The following is a 23970-nucleotide window of genomic DNA, read 5'->3' as shown; positions in this document are numbered from 1 at the left end:
CGCTTTCGCGCCTGCCTGCCGACGCAGTCAGGCAGGGTTCCTTCCCTAGATGCACTGTCGTGCTTCATTCCGCATTGCGGAAATCGGTCAGTCATCCTACACCATAGGATCCACTATGGCTTGTCAAAAGAAGATAGTTCATTCATGAGAGGGCTTGACTTTTTTGGTCTTTGGCCTTTCATTACGAAACCCTAATGCGTAACATGGGTTAAAACCAACCTGTTTTCTTCGTTCTGGTACTTCCGATTTTGATGCCTAGCATCCCGAGTAATCCCCTGGTTAGTTCTCTTGCCACAGTTCGGCCCACCTGTCTGGTTACTGTGCTGCCCATGACCTTTTCAAGGGTCGATTTTTCTAGCCTTCTTGAGCCTGAGACAGGCTTTTCTTCCTCAAGTTCCCGCTGCGCCTCTTCTAATTTTCTGGTAAGCATTTCTGATGCGCTTTCTCTATTGATTATTTCATTGTAATAATCCGCTATTTCAGAACGAGAACTGATGCTTTCCATTTCCTCTACAGTCAATACATCCATTCTGGATTCCGGCGCGCGCATCATGGTATGCGCCAATGGTGTGGGAATACCCTTTTCATTGAGCGCAGTAACCAATGCTTCTCCGATTCCCAGTTCGGTGATCAAATTCTCGACCTCATAGAATCTGGTATCCGGATAGTTCTCGGAAGCCAGTTTAATGGCTTTTCGGTCTTTTGCGGTAAAAGCCCTGAGTGCATGTTGAATTTTTAATCCAAGTTGACCCAAAACTTCATCCGGAATGTCTATTGGATTTTGGGTGATAAAAAATAATCCAATTCCTTTGGATCTGATCAGTTTTATGATCGTCTCCAACTGATTCACCAATGCAGGAGTTGCTTCTTCAAACAATAAATGCGCTTCGTCCAGAAAAAATACAAGCTTTGGCTTTTCAAGATCCCCGGCCTCCGGAAATTTGGTATAGATCTCTGCAAGCATTTGCAACATAAACGTGCTGAAGAACTTAGGTTTATCCTGTATGTCTGCTGCCCTTAATATACTGATCACTCCTCTACCCTGCTTGTTCATTCTGCAAAGGTCGTCCACTTCAAAACTACGTTCCCCAAAAAAGTCTTTGGCACCCTGTTGTTCCAATTCTATAATCTTCCTCATGATCGTCCCTACTGAAGCAGTGGACACTGCACCAAATTCCTTTTCAATTTCTTCCTCCCCTTCGTTGGCAACGAATTGCAAAACTTTCTTAAAATCTTCCAGATCAAGTAAAGGCAAACCACTGTCGTCGCAGAATTTGAACATCATGGAAACTACCCCTTCCTGTGTATCATTAAGACCAAGAATTTTGGACAACAGAACGGGGCCAAACTCGGTGACGGTAGCCCGAAGTTTTACGCCCGGTTGTTTGGAGATGGAGAGCAGCTCCACAAAATTACCATGTGGTTCCCAAGGTATATTAAGTGCAGTGTGACGTTCTGAAATTTTGCTGTTCATGCTTCCTTCTAATGCAATTCCACTCAGGTCGCCTTTGATGTCGAGCAAAACAGAGGGCACGCCTTTAGCAGAAAGCTGTTCTGCCATCAATTGTAGAGATTTGGTTTTTCCGGTTCCGGTGGCCCCGGCGATTAAACCATGTCTGTTGACCATTCTTAAAGGAATGGAAATTGGTGCCTCCGGCAGGACTTCCCCATCCAACATCCCACAGCCTAAGACGATGGAATCTCCCTTAAATTGATAAGCGGCTTTTATTTCTGAAATAAACTCTTCTTTCATCTACTAGATTTTCAATACAAAAGTAATTCAATAAACATTCATTTTGGTTTAAGCTTTTTGCAGGATGTTTTACTTTGATTAATTCGCCATTTAGTTTAGTCTATGTATAAAAAAGTAAATCCTGTCTAAGCTTCGTATAAAAAATATTGTTTTCTATAATTCACCTAATAAAAAATACTTTATCTTGCACATCAAACACTATTATGAGCAGAACAATTACCCTATTGTCTTTACTACTTTTATATGCCCCGAAGTTATTGCAGGGACAGCAAGTAGTTTTTGCAAACATGCAGAATGTCAGAGCTTCAGGGATGTCGAACACCGTTATGACGATTTCTAATCCCATAAATTTCACCAGCAACCCCTCGGGCATTCCGGATATCGTCCATTCTTTAGTCTCCATCCAATCCAAGCCCTATACTTTTACTTCAGGATTGTATTCTGTTGCCGGTTCTGTATTGTACAAATTCAAACCTCAACAAGGTTTTGGATTTAAGTGGCAGGCTGAAGGATCAAAAGAATTAAATGAGCATATCCTGGGTCTATGTTATGGGCGAAAGCTTGGAAAATCAAGCAGTATGGCTTTAGGTTTGAATTATTTTATCCGAAATCTTCCAGAATCAAAAACGGAAAATGCCTTTGTTCCGGAACTAAGCATACTTAGTGCACTCAGCAAAACGCTAAGTGCAGCAGCACTGGTTATCTACCCGATTCCTGTGAAAATAAAAAACAATACACCATTACCTACGGTCATTAGATTAGGCATTGGTTATCTTTTGAATTCAAAATTTAATATCCAGCTAGAGGCACATAAAACTAGTTTGATACCAGTTTCTATAAACCTTGGGATGGAATATATCCCGGTCAAAAATATAGCTTTGAGAAGCGGATACAACACGGATGGAAAATTCAGTTTTGGCTTTGGATTTCAATATAAAGAAAACTTATTTTTGGATGCAAGCATGGAACAATATCCACTCATAGGTACGGCTATTGGTTTTGGTTTAAATTATTTAATTTTTACCAATCCAAACTAAAAGTAAGCATTAACTCAAATCAAAAATATTATGCACGCCTATAGGTCTTGCGGTATTAAATCCTTCCCCATATTCTACACCCGAAGATCTGCCTACAACTCTGGATTTTGATTTGATAAATTCTAGAAAATCCTTTCCACTGATTGGTGATTCTGGTTCCGTGGATCCTTCTTTATAAAATTGGGATTCAAATGCCATGATGGATTCCATTTTTTTATCCAAAAAATTAGAAATATCCACCACCAAATCTGGCTTTAAGTAATGATCCTGTATGTAATGATAAATTACTTCCGGACGCCAATTTTCCTGGGTCACGCTCTTATATTCCGTATAAATTTTACGCAAGCCGGATAAAAAACATGCATCCGAAACAAGCTTCGCCGCACGTCCGTGATCCGGATGTCGATCCGACAATGCATTTGCAAAAACAATCTTTGGCCTACAGGCTCGGATGACTCTGATGATATCTTTTAAATTGTTTTCCTCATACCGAAAAAATCCATCCCCAATGTTAAGAATATGACGAAACTCAGCACCAAGAATTTCAGCTGCACGAAAGGCTTCTTTTTTTCTTTGTTCTGCACTTCCTCGGGTTCCCAATTCACCTTCCGTTAAATCTAAGATCCCAAAAGTATAACCCAAAGATTTTTGCAAGGCAAGTGTACCGGCACAAGACAACTCCACATCGTCCGGATGCACCCCTATTGCCAGGATATCTATCTTTTTAATTTTGTCCATTACCATCTGATTAAAGCAGACCCCCAGGTAAAACCACTCCCAAACGCAGCCAAACAAACCAGATCTCCTTTATTCACTTTCCCTGCTTCCCATGCTTCTGTCAATGCAATGGGTACAGAGGCTGCTGTGGTGTTCCCATAACGCTGGATGTTATTCCAAACCTGCTCATCCTTAAGACCCAATTGCCGTTGCACAAACTGGCTTATTCTCAGATTGGCCTGATGTGGAATGAGCAAACTGATATCCGAGCTTTTCAAGTCGTTTGCTTTCAAGGCTTCGTGAATTACTTCCGGAAATTTGGTGACGGCTGTTTTAAAAACCAACTGTCCATTCATATTCGGAAATATGTCCTGCTCCTGCCACATTTTTTCGGTTAGAAATATTCCTCCGTACTCCTGATCCGTATAACCGAATCTCTCCAAACCCAAATGATATCCACCATGACAACCGGGATTTATAAAAGCCAATTCTTCTGCATGAGTACCGTCCGCATGCAGATGGGTAGACAAGATCCCTGAATTTTCCTCTAAACTGGGTTGGAGTACAACTGCTCCGGCACCATCCCCAAAGATGACTGAAACATTCCGCCCACGGGTCGAATAATCCAATCCCATGGATTGCATTTCTGAACCTACCAATAAAATATTTTTATACTTGCCGGTTTTAATAAACTGATCTGCAATAGACAGACCGTATATAAATCCTGAACATTGATTGCGCACATCCAAAGCCGGCATCTCTTGTGCAGTAATCTTCATTTCGCGTTGTAACAACACCCCACATCCCGGAAAAAAATAATCGGGACTTAGTGTGGCGAAAATGATAAAATCTATATCCTCTTTTTGAATCCCAGCTCTTTCTATGGCAATTTCAGCTGCTCGCGCGCCCATGGTTGTGGTAGTTTCCTGATGTAACTTTCCATACCTTCTTTCCTGAATTCCTGTACGCTCCTGAATCCACGCATCGGTAGTATCCATTAAGTTTTCTAACTCAGAGTTAGGCACTATCCTTTCCGGTACATAATATCCAAGACCTGCAATTTTTGTATGAAACATGGTGTGTCTATTTAATTACTAAAAACGATTTTACTTGATATCCTGAGTTTGTTTTCCATTGAATAAAATAACTCCCCGGATCCAGGTGGGAAATATTTATTCTGTTTGTAGAATCAAACGAGGAGTAAGTGCCTACAAATTCAATGGATTTGCCGCTGGCATCCAAAATTCTGTAAGACAAAATTGGTTCTTCCACCCTAATTTCCATAAAATCCTTAGCGGGTTGTGGGCTGATGGTAATTTGGTTTTGAGTATTGTCGATGGAATTTTCTGATGTAGGCCGCACCACCAAATTATCTATCCATAATTTGCTTCCTGGTTTTGGTTTGCCTATTTTGTCCGCCGGCATTCCGGGATAAAAATTTCCAGCGTAAATTTCCACATAAATGGAATCAGATTCTTTGATAAACGCGGGTGATGTATGGTCTATGCTGGTGTAGGAACGGGTAGACAGCAGTGGTGCGGCATAAATATGCACCAGTTCTCTACCTCCGATCTGAGGATTGTATCTTACAGCCCGGATCACTACCCATGCAGTATCCAATCCTTTTGGTTCATATTTGTAGGAATAAGAAACTTTAAGTTTTGTGGCTTTAAATGGTAATGCGGTGGCTTGGCCTGAACCTGTTTCCCCTATGGTGCAAAAACCAGCAGAAAGATTGATGCCCAATTTATTGATTTGCCTATGTTCCAATTGTAGACTGTAATTCCCTTCATTGGCATCGGTACTCTTTACCACGGTTTGAGGCAGTCTCAGCAAAGCAGAAATCAAATTTGTGCTGGCCCATTGTTCAGGTTCTTCAAAAGAAACGTCCTCCCATTTTTCGAAATCATGATTTGGCATCTGGCTTAAAGTATTTGGAAAAGTAAGTTCTTCCAATTCGATAAATGATCCTTCTTTGGGATTGTCCAAATTGCCGGAGGCCAAAAGAAAAAATACAGTATCCGGTGCAATTCCTGATGGAATCAGAGGCAGTGAAAATCGGGTAAATTGATTTTGTTGACCCACTATAGGAAAAACATTGAAAGAAACCGGAATGCCCGTTCTTTTAAAAATCAAAACCAGAAATCCTGTATCATTAGCCACCATGTTATAGCGAATCAGCCCTCCCAAACTGTCCGGAACTTTTGTAAACGGAAATCCTCCATTGGGAAGATTTACCAAATCCCCTAAATAAATCAAACCCGGAATAATGGTGGTATCAAACATGGCCCTTTTGTTCTCCAGACGGATAGCGTTTCCAACCGGGCCTTTTATTTTGGTTACATTTGGAGAAAATGTGGAAAAATAGGATTGAAAATTAGCCGTCTCATAAACAGCCGGCTCTTCATACAAGTCATACTTTTGCCAATCTTCAAAATTAAATGTGTATTGCTGGGTAAATGCCCTGTCAGCTACGCAAGTGAAGGCAATCATCAAAAGTAAAAAACGGGTAATCATAAGGCTTTTTTATTTTGCAAAATTTATCCTTGCAAGGTAATTCCTTTTTAGGTAATTCAACCAATTCCACACTAAACTTAAGTCATTCCATAATGTTGATTAATAAAAGCAGCCGCATGAATCTCCACACAACTTATCTCAACGGCGTTAAGTCTCTGTTTAAATATTACAGGTCTTTAGCCGAAAAATCCATTGCTCAGGTGGAACCGGAACAAATCTTCCTCAGGCCTTCCGATGAATCAAACAGCATCGCCATCATTGTCCAGCATATGGCAGGCAACATGATATCCAGGTGGACTGATTTCAAAACGACCGATGGTGAAAAAACCTGGCGAAACAGGGATGAAGAATTTATGGCAATCATTCAGGACAAGGATCAGCTTATGCAAAGATGGGAAGCTGGGTGGATATGCTTTGAACATGCATTGGATTCCATTTACGAAGAAGATTTACAAGAAATTATTTATATCCGAAATGAAGGACACAGTATCATGGATGCGCTGAACAGACAATTGGCACATTATTCATATCATGTCGGACAAATTGTATTTATTGCAAAAATGTTAAAACCAAATGAATGGGTAAGTTTGTCTATTCCCATCAATAAATCAGCCGTTTTCAATACAGATAAATTTTCAGTAGAAAAAGGAGTTCGTCATTTCACTTCTACCACTTCCAACAAGGATGCTGAAGAAAAAAATGGCTAAAAAATCGATGGGTATTGTCGAAAATTTTATAGGAATACTCTGCTGACGATAAATTGCAGAATTAAATTGTGGTACACAATTTAAAAATTGGTCTTTATTCATTGATGAGTTTACGCTTCCCCCAAATCAAACATGTCCAGGAGATTGCCAAGGGTTTCTTTCAGATCCTGTCTATCGACAATAAAATCTAAAAAACCATTGTCGAACAAAAACTCAGACCTCTGAAATCCTTCCGGCAAATCACGCTTGATGGTTTCCTTCACTACCCTTGGCCCTGCAAATCCAATAAGCGCCTTGGGCTCAGAAAAGTTAATGTCTCCCAACATCGCAAAGGAAGCGGTAACCCCACCTGTTGTGGGATCAGTAAGAAAAGAAAAGTATGGCAAGCCATTTTTAGCCATTAAGGTTAATTTGGCTGAGGTTTTGGCCATTTGCATCAGGGAAAAAGCAGATTCCATCATGCGGGCACCGCCTGACTTTGAAATGACCATCAATGCTGCTCTGTCTTCGAGTGCTACATCGATGGCCCTGCTGATTTTCTCTCCCATGACACTTCCCATAGAACCGCCGATAAAACTAAAGTCCATTGCAGCTACCACCAATGGCTTTTTGTTGATGCGGCCAATGGCTACGGTTATCGAATCATCCTTAGAGGAAGATTTCATGGCTTCGTCCAATCTCTTGGCATAAGGCTGAAGGTCAGTAAACTCAAGGAAATCATAAGATCGCAAATCATCGAAAAGCGTTTCATATTTACCATCAAAAAGTATATCAAAATATTGATCTGAACTGATCCTGGTATGGTAATTACAGGACGGGCATTTATAGAAATTCTCCTTCAACTTCATGTTGGTTGAAGTAGCACTACAGTCCGGACATTTGAACCAAAGTCCATCCGGTGCTTCCTTTTTTGATTTTGTCGCTGTTGAAATCCCCTCTTTGAGGCGGGTAAACCATCCCATATCACAATCATTTAGTTAAGAATGATAATGTTCATAAGGATTGGCGCAAATTTATATGTTTTATTTATGATCTAATATAACTATTTTTGTGGGCAACAATCTTAATACACATTCGCTTGATTAACAATTTCTTATGAAAGTATGTTTGATAGGTTATGGTAAAATGGGCAAGGCAATTGAACCTATTTTAGTCGAAAGAGGGCACGAATTGAGTGGAATCGTGACGCGGAGCAATTCCAGCCAATTGGCAGACTTTCTCAGTCAGTCTGATGTTGCCATTGAATTTACTGACCCAGAATCTGCCTTTGACAACCTGCTTTCTTGCTTTGAACACCAGGTTCCTGTGGTTAGCGGCACTACTGGCTGGCTTGCACAATGGGATGATTTGATCCATATTCTTCAAGAAACGGATGGAACTATGCTTTGGGCATCAAACTTCAGTATTGGAGTGAATGTTTTATTTGAAGTCAACCGACTGATGGCCAAAATTATGTCCCGACTACCGGAATACCAGATACAGGTTGAGGAGATTCACCATATTCATAAAAAGGATAAACCAAGTGGTACTGCCGTGAGTCTCATTAATGATATCATGGACAAACACCCAATTTACAAATCCTGGATATTAGATCCCCAAGAGCCCAACGCAGATCAACTGAGTGTCTTGGCGAAGCGGGAAGAGTCCGTTGTAGGTTATCACAAAGTGCGCTTTAAAAGTCCAATTGACCAATTAGAAATCAGCCACGAAGCCTTTACCAGAGAAGGCTTTGCAAAAGGTGCCGTTTTTGCTGCAGAGTGGTTAAAAGGCAAAAAAGGACTTTATACCATGTCTCAGGCTTTGGGATTTTAATCATGGCATTTTATTAATCCCAGGACTTAGATGATTGCGCGTAGTTCCATACAAAAAGTAGTTGAAACCTCCCGGGTAGAAGAGGTTGTCAGGGATTATGTAGATCTGAAAACAAGAGGTTCCAACCTCACTGGTTTATGTCCATTTCACAAAGAAAAAACCCCTTCCTTTTCTGTATCCCCTTCAAAAAACATTTACAAATGTTTTGGGTGTGGTAAAGCTGGAAGTCCGGTGGATTTCATCATGGAAATAGAACAATACACTTTTCCTGAAGCCATCAGACATCTCGCAAAAAAATACAGGATAGAACTGGAAGAAACAGCACAAACTCAGGAAAGCATTGATGAAGCGCTGGAAGTCCAAAGTCTGAACATTGTGAACCAATGGGCACTAGAATATTATTCTGCCCAATTGTGGGAATCGGATCTGGGTAGAAGCATCGGCCTGGGATATTTTAAAGAAAGGGGCTTTTTGGAAACCACCTTAAGAAAATTTGACATCGGATTTGCTCAGGATGAATATCAGGCCTTTACCACGGAATCTATAAAAAAAGGTTATTCTGTTGACCTCCTCAAAAAACTTGGATTAACATCCTCTACCGGGAACGATTTTTTTCGAAACCGAATCATTTTTCCTATTCACAACCAGGGTGGAAAAGTGATAGGATTTGCAGGTCGGGTTCTGGACAAAGAGGCTAAAGTTGCAAAATATATAAACTCTCCGGAGACTGAAGTTTACAAAAAAAGCAAAACACTTTATGGATTGCATCTGGCTAAAACGGCCATTCGAAAATTAGGTTCGTGTATTCTGGTGGAAGGCTATACGGATGTGATGTCACTGGTTCAGTCCGGAATAGAAAATGTTGTGGCCTCTTCTGGAACTTCATTAACCGAAGATCAGGTACAACTCATCAAAAGACATTGTGAAAACGTCATCATCCTTTATGATGGAGATGATGCAGGCATCAAAGCTGCGATGAGGGGAATAGACATGATTCTCAAAGAAGGGCTCAATGTCTATATTGGCTTGATTCCGGACAGAGATGATCCTGATAGTTTTATCCGGAAAGTAGGTTATGAGGGATTTCAAAAATTTTTACAGGAAGAAGTCAAGGATTTTATACTTTTTAAAATCAACCTCCTCAAGAAGGAAACCCAAAATGATCCTATTCAACGCGCAAATGTGATAAACGACATTGTCGGTACCATTGCAAAAATAGATGACCCTGTTAAGAGATCAGTTTATTTACAAAACGCAGCACACTTTTTAAATATTGATGAATCCACTTTGATCAGCAGCGCCAATAAACTCATCAAGGAAGACATTAAAAACAAATCTTTTTCTGCACAAAGAAAAGCACTTGACCACGATGAACAAATCATCAAAGAGCAGGAAGAAATCATTAGTTTTAAAAAACAAAACGAACCTTACTTACATAAGGGAGATGAATTTCAAGAAAGAGAAATTCTTAAAATATTAATGCTGGAAGGAGACAAGAAGTGGAGACAGGAAAACATTACCACTGCTCAATTTTTAGTAGGCAATCTCAATGATGTCATAGACTATTTCGACAATAAATTGTATGCAGAAGTCTTACAACAAGTGGAGTCTCTATTAAAACAAGGGGAAGCTGTCAATTTAAATTATTTTCTGCATCACCCGGATAAAAACATCAGTCACATGGCTATCGAGCTAACCAGTTCGCCTTACGTCTACAGCAACAACTGGGCGGACAAATATGGTATTTATTTACTCGGCAATCAAAGTGACATGGAATATTCTGCGGATGATGTTGAAAAAATAATCAAACACATTAAATACCGTAAATTCCACAAAGTTATTTTGGATATTGACCAACAAATAAAAGCCGCACCAAGCTTTGAGGAGCAAATAGAATTGGTTAAAGCCAGGGAAGAATTAAAAAAAATAAAAAACAATTTATACGAAGAAGTATGGGGAGGATTTAAATAGAAAAAACCATTTCCATAACTCCAAATAATTTTAATAAATATCAAATGAAAAAACTGATCTTCTTTCTTGCATTTATTTTAATAAATACAAATGTTTTTTGTCAAGTGGAAGGAAATTTAAATATTCCCCACATAACTGACAAAATGCCGGAGTGGGCCAAGTTGATGTACGCAACGCCAATAAATTTTATTGCTTTGGAAGAAGCCTACAAAAAATTTTATGACACCCACCCTTTTGAAAAAAATAATTACACCAGATATTACAAGAGGCTGATCATGACTAACAGAATGTTCATGTCAGCAGATGGAAAAATGGAATCCCGTCAGAATCTTGACCGTGAAAACGCCCGAAATCATGTGGCAAACCAATCATTCAGATCCTCCCTGACACCTTGGAAACCCTACAACATGCAAACATATTGGCTGGAGAAAAATCAGGAAACCTGTCCATGGCAGACCAACGTTTATGCCATTGATCTTTGCAAAGCACATCCAGAGTTTTTGGTTTGTGCAACGGAGACTGGAGGACTTTTCAGAAGTCTGGACAAAGGAATAAGCTGGCGGCAGATTGGCATCCAATACCAGTTGGGCTCAGAAGCCATAGCCGTTCACCCTCAAAGTACCGATACAATTTATATTGGCAATTCGGGGCTGATCAGAAGATCTACAGATGGAGGTATAAATTGGACAACCGTTTTAACTGTAGCAGATTTATGGGTTTACGACTTAGAAATACCCACTTCCAGACCAAATGTCATTCTTGCTGCAACCAGCAAAGGTTTGTATCGAAGCGAAAATTCAGGTCAAGACTGGAAGCAGATTTTTCCTGAAGCCAGCTGTGAAATAAAAACGCATCCAAGTAAGAACAATATCATCTATGCGCTTCGATATAATGGGACTAAATCTTCTTATGATCCCTACAAGTCCACGAATTATGGATCAAACTTTACTTTAAAAAATTCCGGTTGGCATACACTAAAAGATGGTGGAGCCCGCATGGCCACGACAGCTGCAGATCCAAAAAGAATTTATGCCATTGTTTTGACCAGCGATAAAGGTCCATATTTAATGCGTAGCAATGATGAAGGAGAGACATGGGTGAATACTGCCAAAGGTTCTTATGATGGCTATGATTCGCCAAGTTTTCCAATGGATAATTGGCAAGGATTTTATGATCTTTCCCTGATGGCATCACAAACCAAAGCAGATGAACTAATTACCGGAACAGGTTCCACTTTTAAATCTACTGACGGAGGTACAACATTTAAAGTTATTGGTGGATATGGCGGAAGTTTTGCTTTACATCCGGATCTTCAAGCCAGCGTTTCGAACGGTACGGAAAGTTGGATTGCAACAGATGGTGGGCTCACCTACTCTACTGATTTTTTTACGGAAGTAAAAAATGCAAAAGCCCTAAATCTTGGATTAAACGGAAGTGATTTTTGGGGATTTGATGCAGGTTGGCATGAAAATGTTTTTGTAGGTGGCCGTTACCATAATGGAAATACTTTTTACCACGAAAATTATGAAGGTAAATTTATACGGATGGGTGGAGCGGAATCCCCCACAGGTTATATTAATCCCATAAAAAACAGAGATTGTTATTTTTCGGATATTGGCGCATACTCCATGCCTGCAAAATTGGATACCAACTGGAAGTGGTTTGGACTTCCCTGCGAAAAATATCCAAATGAATCCTACTATCCGATGGAACATAGTGACATGGTTTGGTCGCCATTGTGTTACCAGACTGTTTACCTTGGACAAAAAAACACGCTTTGGAAAAGTATAAATAATGCCGTTAGTTTTGTTCCGGTTTTCTCTGTACCAAGAGCAGACTCCTGGGTTGAGGCAATAGAAATTTCAAGGAGTAATCCGGAGGTTATTTATTTTACAGAACGAAGCAACAGTATTCCGGATGGTAAAATTTGGAAATCTGTAAATGGCGGAATTAGCTTCTCCGAACTACCTCCACCGGCAGGAACTTCCGGAGGAGAACGCAGAGTAAAAGCAATTTGCCTAAGCGATCAGGATGATCAATTAATTTTTCAGGCACTACGCACCGGTGGCTCCAGCAACAAAGTTTTCGTTTCCAAAGACGGTGGTAAGACATGGTTAAATTTAACTACTGCTAAAATCGGTAATCTTAGAATAAGTGACATTTGTTTTCAGAACGGTACTGATGGTGGCGTTTATATTGCCTGTGATGGCGGTAGAACATTTTATCGTAACCTAAAAATGACAGATTGGGAAGAGCATGGAATGGGCTTAAGTGTAGATCATTTTACCAGGAATCTACGCCCTTTCTACCGGGATGGAAAATTAATCAACGGGAGTAGCATGGGCATTTGGGAAATAGATTTCTTTGAGGAATCTCAACCTGTAGCCCAACCTTCTGTGGACAAACAAATTTCATTTTGTGACAGGGACACATTTTATTTTGAAGATTATTCCGTGCTAAAAATCGATTCTGCAGCAGCATATCTTTGGGAGTTTCCAAATGCTGTTTACGTAAGTGACCCTACAAGTAAATCGACTAAAGTTGTTTTTGGAAAACCAGGAAAATATTCGGTAAAATTAACCGTCAAAAACAATAAAGGGAGTCACTCGAAGACAGTAATGGATATGGTTGAAATCAAGACCAGTACTTGTGCAAGAGACACCATTCCCGGTAAAATGCTTGATCTTTCTTTTAGAAATGATTACGCCAGCATTTCCGCAATTCCTGCAATGGCAGATGCAAAAGGTTTCAGCTGCATGGCCTGGATAAAAATCAACAAACCTCAGGATTGCTTTACCCAGATTATTTCTAATTGGGACAGCAACATTGGATTTGGTTTTGGTTTCGCCTTCCAGGGTTACAGACCGACTACAAATCTTACTTTTTTCTGGAAAGGGCAACCCTATCAACTTACCTCTGCCTTTAATCTGGATACTACAAAATGGATCCACGTCGCGATGGTGGTTTATCCCGATTCTGTAAGGCTTTACAGAGATGGTTTGAGCTGGACCCGAAAAGGTGATTTCTCAGGATTCGACCTCAGTAAAACCCCCTGGACGATTGGTCAGGGAGTTCCAGGACAATGCGGAGATTTTGATGGCCAGATGGATGAGCTAAAATTATTCAACAGATCGTTGAGTGAAGAAGAAATTAGATTAAACATGCATCTTATCTCGACCAAACCCGAAGCAGGTTTAGTTGCTTATTACCAGTTTAATGAACCCGGCGAACAAATATTTTATGATAAAGTCAACGTCGCTCATGCCCTGAATGGAAATGGAAAATTACAAACTTCCACTGCACCCATCTCCACCGGATTAAGTGAAAAAATTCTGAATCTGGACAAGGGAAAAAATACATTCGAACAAACAGGCGTAGAAATTTTTCTACAGGACAGGCCTTCTGGACAGCATGAGGTGGCCTCCTATCGTTTGTTTCAAAGACCTGATTCTATGCCTTCGACAGGAACGGAAAAATTTGCAGATCATTATTTTATCATCCGAACCTGGGGATCCATCTCTATCAGTAAATTTGACAGTATAGGATTTAGTGAAATTACCCGTTTTGGCTCCAAGGAAGTGAATGATCCTGCTTCCTTTAAATTTCTCAAAAGACAAGCTTCCAACGAACATTTAAGCGTATGGTCGACAGAGGTTCCGGCAAGCTCTGCAGTGAAAGAGGGATCAAAAATATTTTTTCCTGGAGGTAATAATTTCAATGGACAATATCTCATTCAAATTCCCGCCATTGATTTAACCTCCACGCAAAATGAACAAAAGTCTGGAAAAGAAATTATACTGTTTCCAAATCCAGGAAGTGCAAGTTGCAGTGTGCAATACCATGCAGACTCACCGGATGCAAGACTTTTGCTGATCAATGCAGAAGGTAAAATTCTCTTAAACACCAATTGGCAAAATAACAGGATTAAAGAATTGGATTTAACAAATTTTCCTGCAGGTATTTATTTGATGAAAATCGAAAATTCAAATGCGATTCTGATCAAAGAAAAATAAAAATTCAAACACCAATCCATTTATTGGTTGTTTCAGATTTATAAAATTGGACTAAAATCACAATACTTGGTTTGACCATAAAATATCTTAATTTTGGCGCATATAGCTGTACACAACAGCTGCCATAAACCGTAATTCAATCATCTGAAAAATAAATTTATGCTTGGAAATATTCTGACAGAGCTTCAAAAAGAGATTCAAAACATTAAAGATGCCGGTCTTTATAAAACTGAACGGATTATTACTACGCCTCAAGGTGCAGTTATACGCACCAATACTGGTTCTGAGGTGTTGAACTTTTGTGCCAATAATTATCTTGGTCTGTCCTCGCATCCGGAAGTAGTGGCTGCGGCGAAAAAATACATTGACTCTCATGGTTTTGGAATGTCTTCGGTCCGATTTATCTGTGGGACACAAGACATTCACAAAGAGCTGGAATCAAAAATTTCCACTTTCCTTGGGATGGAAGATGCAATACTTTATGCGGCAGCATTTGATGCAAACGGAGGGATATTTGAACCCCTACTTGGTGAAGAAGATGCGATTATTTCCGATGAACTAAACCATGCATCCATCATTGATGGCATCAGACTGGCAAAAGCCAAAAGATTCCGCTACAAACACAATGATATGGCTGATCTTGCTGTACAACTGGAACTGGCCAAAGATTGCCGCAGAGTCCTTGTAGTTACGGATGGAGTCTTTTCTATGGATGGCACAATTGCACAATTAGATAAAATCTGTGATCTGGCAGAACAGTATAAAGCCATGGTGATGATAGATGAATGCCATGCCTCCGGATTTATGGGTAAGACAGGAAGAGGCACCCATGAATATCGCAATGTAATGGGGAGAATTGACATCATTACAGGAACTTTTGGAAAAGCCTTAGGCGGTGCTTCGGGCGGATTTACTGCAGCAAAAAAAGAGATTATAGAAATTCTTAGACAGCGATCCCGGCCATATTTATTTTCCAACACACTGGCTCCTGCCATCACCGGTGCATCCATCAAAGTGCTTGAATTATTGTCCTCCTCCACTGAACTTAGAGATAAGTTGGAGCGGAATACTAAATTTTTCAGAGAAGCCATGACCCAGGCCGGATTTAATATACTTCCTGGAGAACATGCTATTGTTCCTGTAATGCTCTACGATGCTCCTTTAGCGCAAAAATTTGCGGCAAGGATGTTGGAAGAAGGAATTTATGTGGTTGGATTCTTCTATCCGGTTGTTCCTCAGGGAAAAGCAAGAATCAGAGTACAAATTTCAGCAGGTCATGAACAAAATCATATAGAAAGATGTGTTCAAGCATTTATCAAAGTCGGAAAGGAATTGGCTGTTATTCAATAAATCTATGAGAAGTTTATCAGATTTTTTTTATAAAATTTCCAATTTTTATCTCCTCTTATTGCTTTTGGGATTATACATCATTTTTGTTGTACATTACTTACCTGAAGCAGAAAAGCAAATCAACACTTTGGCTAAAAAGGAAATTGGCCCAATAGACCTTACAATAGGCTATTTCCCGACGAGGACCCTCCAAATGGTCAAAGATTATGGTGATGAAGCACGCATATACTACCACAATGTCGAAATGACTTTGGATATTTTATATCCACTGACCTACGCCTGTTTTTTTATTGTTTTGTTGAGTTTGCTTCTTAAAAACTATAAATCCTTTCGCTTCAGAAAATGGAATATATTTCCCATAGCAACCCTAATATTTGATTTTTTGGAAAATGCCTTTATCATTAGGCTGCTCAATCTGTATCCAGCCGAAGGGATAATTACCGCCCATTTTGTGGAAATTTTTAAAATTTTGAAATGGGGATCCCTGTTGATTTTGTTGGGCATTTTATTATTTGCAATATATTCAGCAATCAAGCGAAATATTTCTTCATCCAATTGAGTACAAAACAGCCCGTTCCTGACTTCCCAAATATATTAGTGAATCCTTAAGATTTCTTTAAACAAAACTTAAGAATTCAAGTCAAAGAAACAATTCGATTTATTCCTAACCAATAAAAACCATATATTATGGATAGAAGGAAACTTTTTTCAATACTTACCAGTACTGCTGAAGTGGAGCCTATGCGCCCAACCACAGCACTTCCGGTAAACGGTGGGCTAACACCATATCAAGGGATATGGGATTATGCCACCGCTGCTCATCTATTGCGAAGGGCAATGTTTGGACCTACTCATGAACAAATTAAAGAAGCGGTATCGGACGGATTGCAGAAGACCTTGGATAAATTGGCCAAAGACCAGGCTTTGCCAAGTCCACCTGTTTTGTACACGGACCAAATTGCCGACCCTGATATTCCAAAAGGACAGACTTGGGTAACAGGCAAACTTAATCCTCAGGTTCAGGGACTGGTCCAGTTGAAAGAAAATTCTCTTTATTCATGGCTCATGCAATTGATGTTTAATGAGGGCGTTTCTTTGACTGAAAAAATGACTTTATTCTGGCATAATCATTTTGTGGTGTCAGAGATTTTTGACCCTCGCTACAATTATGATTATATCACCACTTTGCGATCCAATTGTATGGGAAACTTTAAATCCCTTACTGAAAAGATCACCATCGATAAATCCATGCTGATTTATCTCAATGGAAATCAAAATACAAATTTGGCGCCCAATGAGAATTTTGCCAGAGAGGTAATGGAGTTATTTACCTTGGGAAAAGGAGCACTTGCAGGTCCCGGTGACTATACTACATTTACTGAACAGGATGTTTTGGCTGTCGCCAAAGCACTTACAGGATGGACAATAGCCGCTGACCGCAGGAATGAATCTTTTTATCCATACGCCAGATTTGATACCCGTTTGCATGATAAATCCACCAAGCAACTCTCTGCCAGATTTAACAACCAACAAATTACCAATGGCGAAGAAAACGAATACAAAACAGTTATTAATTTGATATTCCAGAAAAGAGAAGCTGCTACATTCATTTGTCGCAAACTCTATAATTATTTTGTTTATTATAAAGTAGATCAAACGATTGAAAGTCAGATTATTGACGAGATGGCAAATTTATTGATCGCTAATAATTTTGAAATAAAACCTGTATTGAAAGCTCTTCTTGGCAGCGAACATTTTTATTCTATAGAAGCCTTGGGTTGTATGATTCGCCCTCCTTACGAGTTTATTTTCAATACGCTCAAGGCAATGAAATTCAAACCATCTGCTGATTTGGAAATCAATTATTCATTGTTTGTTTCCATCTACAGAAATAATATGGGTTTACAGCAAGTATATTTTGATATCCCAAGTGTGGCGGGTTGGTCTCCTTATTATCAGGAACCGGGATACCATGAAATCTGGATAAACTCTGTGACATATCCACTTCGTGTGGGATTCACCGGCCAGGCTGTAAATAAACAAATGCGCATTCGGGGAGGTGCCGGCACCACTACTTTTGGTTTAGATCTTGTAGAATACGTTACCTCTTTTACCGATCCAGCCAATATCAGCATGCTGCTTAGTGAAATTGTAGCTCACTTGCTCCCTCAGAATATTTACCAAAACCAGATTGACTTCCTTAAAAAAGCTCTTTTAGGAAACCTTACCGAAGCCCAATGGGCAACCATGTGGAACAATTACAAAGCAAATCCAAATAACGCACAAGCAAGAACTGCAGTAGACTCAAGGTTAAAACCTTTGTTTACTACTCTTTTGTCAATGCCGGAATATTTTTTAAGTTAAACCCACAAATTCTTCACCATGAAAAGAAGAACCTTTTTACAAGCAAGTTCAATAGCCGCAGTGCCGGTTTTAATAAATGGAATTCCGGTTAACGCAGTAGCACGGAATTCTTTCCTGGATTTTGTTAGTCCGGATAATGACAAAATTTTGGTCCTCATCCAAATGAGTGGCGGAAATGATGGATTAAACATGGTCCTTCCAATTGACCAGTACAGCAATCTGGATAAACATAGAAATAAAATTCTAATTAAGGAAAGCTTTGGCATTAAATTAAGAGATGGCCTGTCTTTACATCCGTCCATGACTGGTATAAAATCCCTTTATGACAATGGTGGTTTGAAATTAATTCAGTCCGTAGGCTATCCAAACCAAAACAGATCCCACTTTAGATCTACGGACATTTGGACTTCCGGATCCTCTGCGGAACAATTCGAGGTTACCGGCTGGTTAGGTAGATATTATACCGAAAATCATGCATCATTTCCCACCGGTTATCCAAATGCCGACAACCCGGATCCACTGGCGATCACCATTGGATCACTGGTGTCACAAACTTGTCAGGGCAAAGTTGCAAATTTTAGTTTGGCCATTAACGATCCGGCAACTTTAGGTCTATTGCCTGAAGGCGCATTAGCTGCAAATCTTCCTTCCAATACGAATTATGCCAATGAATTAAGGTACATTGTCAGCACCTTGTTGCAAACGAATGATTATTCTGAAGTCATCAAACAAGCCAATACCAATGCAGGTGGCTCTATTCCGGCATCCGGCAATGCCTTGCTGGACAGATTAAATATTGTCGCGCAACTTATTAAAGGTGGATTAAAGACCAAGGTATATGTTGTAAATATCGGTGGTTTTGATACACACGCAAATCAATGTGATCCGGATGATCATGAAATCGGTACTCAGGCGGATTTATTAAAGCAACTTTCCGATGCAATGGCTGGATTTCAGGATCAAATCAGTAAAGGAGGATTTGGAAAGAAAGTGGTGGGTATGACTTTTTCTGAATTTGGAAGAAGGATCAAAGCCAATGACAGTACAGGTACTGACCATGGAACTGCAGCTCCACTGTTTGTTTTTGGAGAGTGTATTGAAGGTGGAATACTCGGTAACAATCCAACCATCAATGATACAGTTACCAACGATGAAGGAGTTGCGATGCAATATGATTTCAGGTCAATTTATGCCTCTTTATTGATCGATTGGTTTGAAGTGAGTCCAAGTGTTGTCAGCCAAATGTTGTTTAAGGAATTTCAAAAACTTCCGATCATCAGTGGCAGTTGCTTGTCTACTGGCACAGAGGATGTGAACAGGGATTTTGCCTTGAGATTAGACAATTATCCTAACCCTGCTCTGGACTATACGATCATTCATTTTGAAACGAAGAATGAATTTATCCGTATGAGTTTGTTTGACTCCATTGGTTCTGAACTAAAAGTTTTGTTTTCCGGTAAAATCAATGAAGGCGCTCACCAGATAAGATTGGATACTTCGGAATTACCTGTAGGCAATTATGTCATCAGAATAGCCTCTGATCAGGCACAAAAGACCAAAATACTCAGTAAATTTGATCGTTAGTTTTAACAGATAAAATATGAGCCCCGGCAAATATGCCGGGGTTTTTTATTTTTGCCCAAAATTATAACATGTCAAAACCACAAGCCAGTTTGTTAATCCTCGCTGCAGGTATGGGAAGTCGCTATGGAGGACTAAAACAAATGGACGCATTTGGACCGAATGGAGAGACCATTATTGATTATTCCATATATGATGCCCTTCAGGCTGGTTTCAAAAAATTTGTGTTTGTCATTCGAAAAAGTTTTGAAAACGAATTTAAATCAAGAATGGATGCTGCCTGGGGCGAACAGGCCGAATTGCATTACATCTGTCAGGAATTGGATTTATTGCCTGAAGGTTTTAGTTGTCCTGAAGGAAGGACCAAACCCTGGGGCACCGGTCATGCAGTTTGGGTAGCACATGATGTGTTGAATGAGCCTTTCGGAGTTATAAATGCGGATGATTATTATGGCAGAGAAGCCCTGATCAGTCTTTATCAATTTCTCATACAAAATCCTAATCCGGATTATTATTATGCCGTAATTGCCTATTTTCTTAATAATACACTATCCGATCATGGTGCAGTAAATAGAGGTATTTGTTGGAATGATCATGAAGGATTTCTCAAAAAAGTGGTAGAAACCAAAGGCATCCAAAAATCACCCTCCGGAGAAATTTATGCCGGCAAAGAAGAGGAATTGCAATACTTCCCGCCTGAAACCTTAGTTTCCATGAATATGTGGGGTTTTGGGGCATCCTATTTCCAGTTTGCATCTGAAAGATTAACCAAGTTTCTTCAATCCAATCTAATTGTTCCGGATTCAGAATTTTACATCCCGGAACTTATACAAAACCTGATTGACGAAGGTCGAATTAAAGTGCAGGTTTTATCTTCCCCATCGAGTTGGTTTGGGGTTACTTATCAGGAAGATAAACCATTCGTTCGTCAAGCTTTTAAAAAAATGATTGAGGAAGGATACTATCCGGATAAATTAAAATCCTGAGTTAATAATCATTACCTTTCGTGCATTCCGCAACAGTAAATTTTTGAATTGTGATAACTAATCAATCGTCTTATGGATTTATTTTTGATCTGGACGGCGTAATTGTGGATACCTCCGGCCATCATTTTGAAGCCTGGAAAAAATTATCTTCCAAATTTGGTTTTGTACTGACTGAATCTTTTAATGAACATCTCAAGGGAGTGGAACGAATGAAATCACTTGAGATCATTCTTCATGCTGCTGAATTAAACTTGAGCATGGAAATCAAAGAAAGGTTGGCCGCGCAGAAGAATGAATACTACCTTGAACTTATTGCTAACCTGAGTGAAAAGGATGTTCTTCCCGGCGTTCTCCGTTTTCTGGAAGAGGCAAAAGAGCTATCCATCCCAATAGCATTGGGCAGTGCCAGTAAAAATGCAATGTTGTTGTTGGAAAAAACTGGGGTTCGTCATTTTTTTCATACTGTAGTAGATGGCATAAAAGTAAGTCGGAGCAAACCAGACCCCGAGGTATTTTTAACCGCCGCAAAAGGCATTGAAATGTTGCCAGAAAACTGTATTGTTTTTGAGGATTCCATAAAAGGTTTAGAAGCTGCAGTGGCCGCAGGAATGCACACCGTGGGCATTGGAATGGATCCTGTCTTAGGCGCTGCACAATTAGCCATTCCTGATTTTATGGCCATTACTGCAAAGGAAATTATTGAATGGTTTGACACTGCAAACAAAATATCAAAAGGTGAAATCGTACTTTAAAATTGATCCCTGGAAAATAATAGAAGAAGGTTTTGTAAAAGAAAACCAAAAATGGAGTGAAAGTATTTTTAGTCTTGGGAATGGACGGATGGGTGGAAGAGGAAACTTTGAAGAAGATTTTTCCGGTCAAACACTACTGGGAAACTATGTTGCAGGAATTTATTATCCGGACAAGACCAGAGTGGGTTGGTGGAAAAATGGGTATCCGGAATATTTTGCAAAAGTTCTGAACAGCGCTCATTGGCATGGTGTGCGCATTACAGTGGATGATGAAATACTTGATCTGAACCAATGCGCCCTTCACCAATTTCGAAGAGTTTTGCATATGGATAAAGGATATCTCGAAAGATCCTTTTTGGTAGAGCTAAGGAATGGTAAAACTCTGGAAATTCAAAGCATCCGATTTCTAAGCATGGCATGGGATGAATGTGGCGCAATGCAATACACCATTCAGTCCAATGATGACCATACCAATATTTGCATAGAATCCATATTGGACTTTGACATTAGAAATGAAGACTCGAATTATGATGAAGACTTCTGGACTTTTGAGCAAACAGGAAATGAACAAAACATGCTTGGCATTCATTGTTCGACAAAAAAAAGTTACTTCCATTTATGTTGTTCCACTTTGCATAAATTTTTTCTAAATGGTGCAGAGGTGATTGAAAATTATTCTAAAAATGGAACGGAAAGAAAACAATCCATTCTTTATAAGACTAGCTTAAATACCGGCGATTATGTTCAATTAGAAAAATCTGTAGTTCAAATTTCAAGTTTAGATTACACCTCCCAAGAATTATTATCTGTCGGGTTTGAAAAATGCAAATCGTGGGCTAACATTCCTTTCGAACAACGATTAAATGATCATTCCAACATCTGGTCAGACATTTGGGAAAGTTCTGACATCCGAATTGAAAATGACGAAGAGGCACAACAATCCATTCGGTACAACATTTTTCAATTATACCAAACCTATACAGGCAAAGATGCCCGATTCAATATAGGCCCCAAAGGATTTACAGGTGAAAAATATGGCGGCGCTACTTACTGGGATACGGAGGCATATTGCGTTCCTTTTTATCTTGGCACCAGTTCGCCTATAGTCAGCAAGAATTTATTGTTGTACCGCTACAGACAATTGGACAAGGCTATTGAAAATGCAAAAAAATTGGGATTCATAAACAATGCCGCATTATATCCAATGGTCACCATGAATGGAGAAGAATGTCATAACGAATGGGAAATTACTTTTGAAGAAATCCACCGAAATGGGGCCATGGTTTATGCGATTTATAATTATGTAAACCATACCGGAGACAAAGAATATATAAAAGATTATGGCATCGATGTAATCTGTGCAATCAATCGTTTTTGGATACAAAGAGTGCACTTCAGTAATCCAAAAAACAAATATGTGATGCATGGCGTTACAGGTCCCAATGAATATGAAAACAATGTAAACAACAACTGGTACACCCTATACATAGCAAAATGGTGTTTAGAATATGGTTTACAAATATTGGATGAATTAAAAAAGAATGATACGTTATCTTATCCATTTGTAGTGAGCCGACTTAACATTACGGAATCAGAAATAAATCAATGGATGAATGTTTCAAAAAATATCTACTTACCTGTTGATAAACATACCGGATTATTTCTTCAGCAAGAAGACTATCTGGACAAAGAACAATTAACCGTATTAGATCTTGCTCCATCCGTCAGACCCATAAATCAAAATTGGTCCTGGGATAGAATTCTGAGGTCGCCATTTATTAAGCAGGCGGATGTCTTGCAGGGGCTCTACTTTTTTGAAGACCATTTTACACAAAACGAAATCAAAATTAATTTTGATTATTACGAACCCCGGACAGTTCATGAATCTTCCTTATCGCCATGTGTACATGCAATATTGGCGTGCAGGCTAAGATATGAATACAAGGCGAAAGAGATGTATCTCCGGACAGCAAGACTAGACCTGAATGATTACAATAACGACTCTGAAGATGGTCTGCACATTACCAGTATGGCCGGTACCTGGATGAGCGTGGTTCATGGATTTGGCGGCGTTAAAGTTAATGAAAATGGATTGCACATCAACCCCTTTTTACCAAAAGCCTGGACCTCGCTACAATTTATGATATATTACATGAATCGGACACTGAAGATCAATATATCTGCATTCAAAATTGAAATCAACAACCTTTCAGAGGCCAATGTGGATTTTCATTATAAGGATCAATTCATTCATTTGCCTGGAAAAGATTGTTTTACTGCTGCATTAACTTAGTGGAATTGAGAAACTCTTACAAATAATTTTGCTTAAGACCTCCGGTTGGATAAATATATTATCTTGCTTTTCCAAAGACTAGTAACTTTAAATATTAACTGCTACCCATTGAAGCTT

General features: G+C 39.4%; 17 protein-coding genes. 12 read left to right on the top strand and 5 right to left on the bottom strand.

Annotated features, from left to right (window positions below):
- Positions 1-208: 208 nt before the first annotated feature.
- Positions 209-1753: a DUF853 family protein gene (locus tag IPJ83_11050; GenBank protein ID MBK7881080.1), complete on the bottom strand. Its 1545-nt coding sequence runs from the start codon at positions 1751-1753 to the stop codon at positions 209-211.
- Positions 1754-1956: 203 nt separating this feature from the next.
- Here IPJ83_11050 and IPJ83_11045 point away from each other — a divergent pair, with 203 nt between their 5' ends.
- Positions 1957-2790 carry a hypothetical protein gene (locus tag IPJ83_11045; GenBank protein MBK7881079.1) on the top strand — a complete coding sequence of 278 codons (834 nt, stop codon included), beginning with the start codon at positions 1957-1959 and terminating at the stop codon, positions 2788-2790.
- A 9-nt stretch (positions 2791-2799) separates the two neighbouring features.
- Here IPJ83_11045 and bshB1 read toward each other — a convergent pair whose 3' ends face one another.
- From bshB1 to IPJ83_11030, 3 genes are read right to left on the bottom strand one after another with little or no spacing between them, the layout of a single operon-like run.
- Entirely contained in the window at positions 2800-3528 is a 729-nt protein-coding gene (gene bshB1, locus IPJ83_11040; protein MBK7881078.1) for a bacillithiol biosynthesis deacetylase BshB1, read from the bottom strand.
- The gene (locus IPJ83_11035) at positions 3528-4583 is read right to left on the bottom strand and encodes a ketoacyl-ACP synthase III (GenBank protein ID MBK7881077.1); all 1056 of its coding nucleotides are present in this window, start codon (positions 4581-4583) and stop codon (positions 3528-3530) included. The genes bshB1 and IPJ83_11035 overlap by 1 nt, the downstream gene beginning before the upstream one ends.
- Positions 4584-4590: 7 nt before the next feature.
- Positions 4591-6024, bottom strand: coding sequence for a T9SS type A sorting domain-containing protein (locus IPJ83_11030; GenBank protein MBK7881076.1), 1434 nt, complete (start codon positions 6022-6024; stop codon positions 4591-4593).
- A 116-nt stretch (positions 6025-6140) separates the two neighbouring features.
- On the opposite strand from IPJ83_11030, the gene IPJ83_11025 reads away from it, so the two are divergent.
- The gene (locus tag IPJ83_11025; GenBank protein MBK7881075.1) at positions 6141-6731 is read left to right on the top strand and encodes a DUF1572 family protein; all 591 of its coding nucleotides are present in this window, start codon (positions 6141-6143) and stop codon (positions 6729-6731) included.
- Positions 6732-6841: 110 nt separating this feature from the next.
- On the opposite strand, the gene IPJ83_11020 is transcribed toward IPJ83_11025, so the two are convergent.
- Positions 6842-7693 carry an acetyl-CoA carboxylase carboxyltransferase subunit beta gene (locus IPJ83_11020; protein MBK7881074.1) on the bottom strand — a complete coding sequence of 284 codons (852 nt, stop codon included), beginning with the start codon at positions 7691-7693 and terminating at the stop codon, positions 6842-6844.
- A 133-nt stretch (positions 7694-7826) separates the two neighbouring features.
- Here IPJ83_11020 and dapB point away from each other — a divergent pair, with 133 nt between their 5' ends.
- The 10 genes from dapB to IPJ83_10970 all read left to right on the top strand — a co-directional run bounded on the left by dapB (position 7827) and on the right by IPJ83_10970 (position 23853).
- The gene (gene dapB / locus IPJ83_11015; GenBank protein ID MBK7881073.1) at positions 7827-8543 is read left to right on the top strand and encodes a 4-hydroxy-tetrahydrodipicolinate reductase; all 717 of its coding nucleotides are present in this window, start codon (positions 7827-7829) and stop codon (positions 8541-8543) included.
- Positions 8544-8573: 30 nt separating this feature from the next.
- Positions 8574-10514, top strand: a complete 1941-nt coding sequence (locus IPJ83_11010) for a DNA primase (GenBank protein ID MBK7881072.1) — start codon at positions 8574-8576, stop codon at positions 10512-10514.
- A 44-nt stretch (positions 10515-10558) separates the two neighbouring features.
- Positions 10559-14527 (top strand): PKD domain-containing protein, encoded by a 3969-nt coding sequence (locus IPJ83_11005; protein MBK7881071.1) that lies wholly within the window; start codon positions 10559-10561, stop codon positions 14525-14527.
- Between the two features lie 159 nt (positions 14528-14686).
- A complete protein-coding gene (gene kbl / locus IPJ83_11000; GenBank protein MBK7881070.1) occupies positions 14687-15877 on the top strand; it encodes a glycine C-acetyltransferase in 1191 nt (396 codons plus the stop codon).
- A gap of 4 nt (positions 15878-15881) precedes the next feature.
- Positions 15882-16436: a hypothetical protein gene (locus IPJ83_10995; GenBank protein ID MBK7881069.1), complete on the top strand. Its 555-nt coding sequence runs from the start codon at positions 15882-15884 to the stop codon at positions 16434-16436.
- Positions 16437-16564: 128 nt separating this feature from the next.
- Complete coding sequence (locus IPJ83_10990) at positions 16565-18241, top strand: DUF1800 domain-containing protein (protein MBK7881068.1); 1677 nt, start codon at positions 16565-16567, stop codon at positions 18239-18241.
- Between the two features lie 18 nt (positions 18242-18259).
- Positions 18260-19825: a DUF1501 domain-containing protein gene (locus IPJ83_10985; protein ID MBK7881067.1), complete on the top strand. Its 1566-nt coding sequence runs from the start codon at positions 18260-18262 to the stop codon at positions 19823-19825.
- 68 nt (positions 19826-19893) lie between these two features.
- Positions 19894-20808: a nucleotidyltransferase gene (locus tag IPJ83_10980; GenBank protein MBK7881066.1), complete on the top strand. Its 915-nt coding sequence runs from the start codon at positions 19894-19896 to the stop codon at positions 20806-20808.
- Positions 20809-20855: 47 nt separating this feature from the next.
- On the top strand, positions 20856-21560 hold the full coding sequence (pgmB, locus tag IPJ83_10975) for a beta-phosphoglucomutase (GenBank protein ID MBK7881065.1): 705 nt from the start codon (positions 20856-20858) through the stop codon (positions 21558-21560).
- Positions 21544-23853: a glycoside hydrolase family 65 protein gene (locus IPJ83_10970; protein MBK7881064.1), complete on the top strand. Its 2310-nt coding sequence runs from the start codon at positions 21544-21546 to the stop codon at positions 23851-23853. The genes pgmB and IPJ83_10970 overlap by 17 nt, the downstream gene beginning before the upstream one ends.
- Positions 23854-23970 lie beyond the last annotated feature (117 nt).

It is taken from the genome of Candidatus Vicinibacter proximus, from assembly GCA_016713905.1.
GTDB lineage: Bacteria > Bacteroidota > Bacteroidia > Chitinophagales > Saprospiraceae > Vicinibacter > Vicinibacter proximus.
This window is presented reverse-complemented; position numbering and strand designations above follow the sequence as displayed.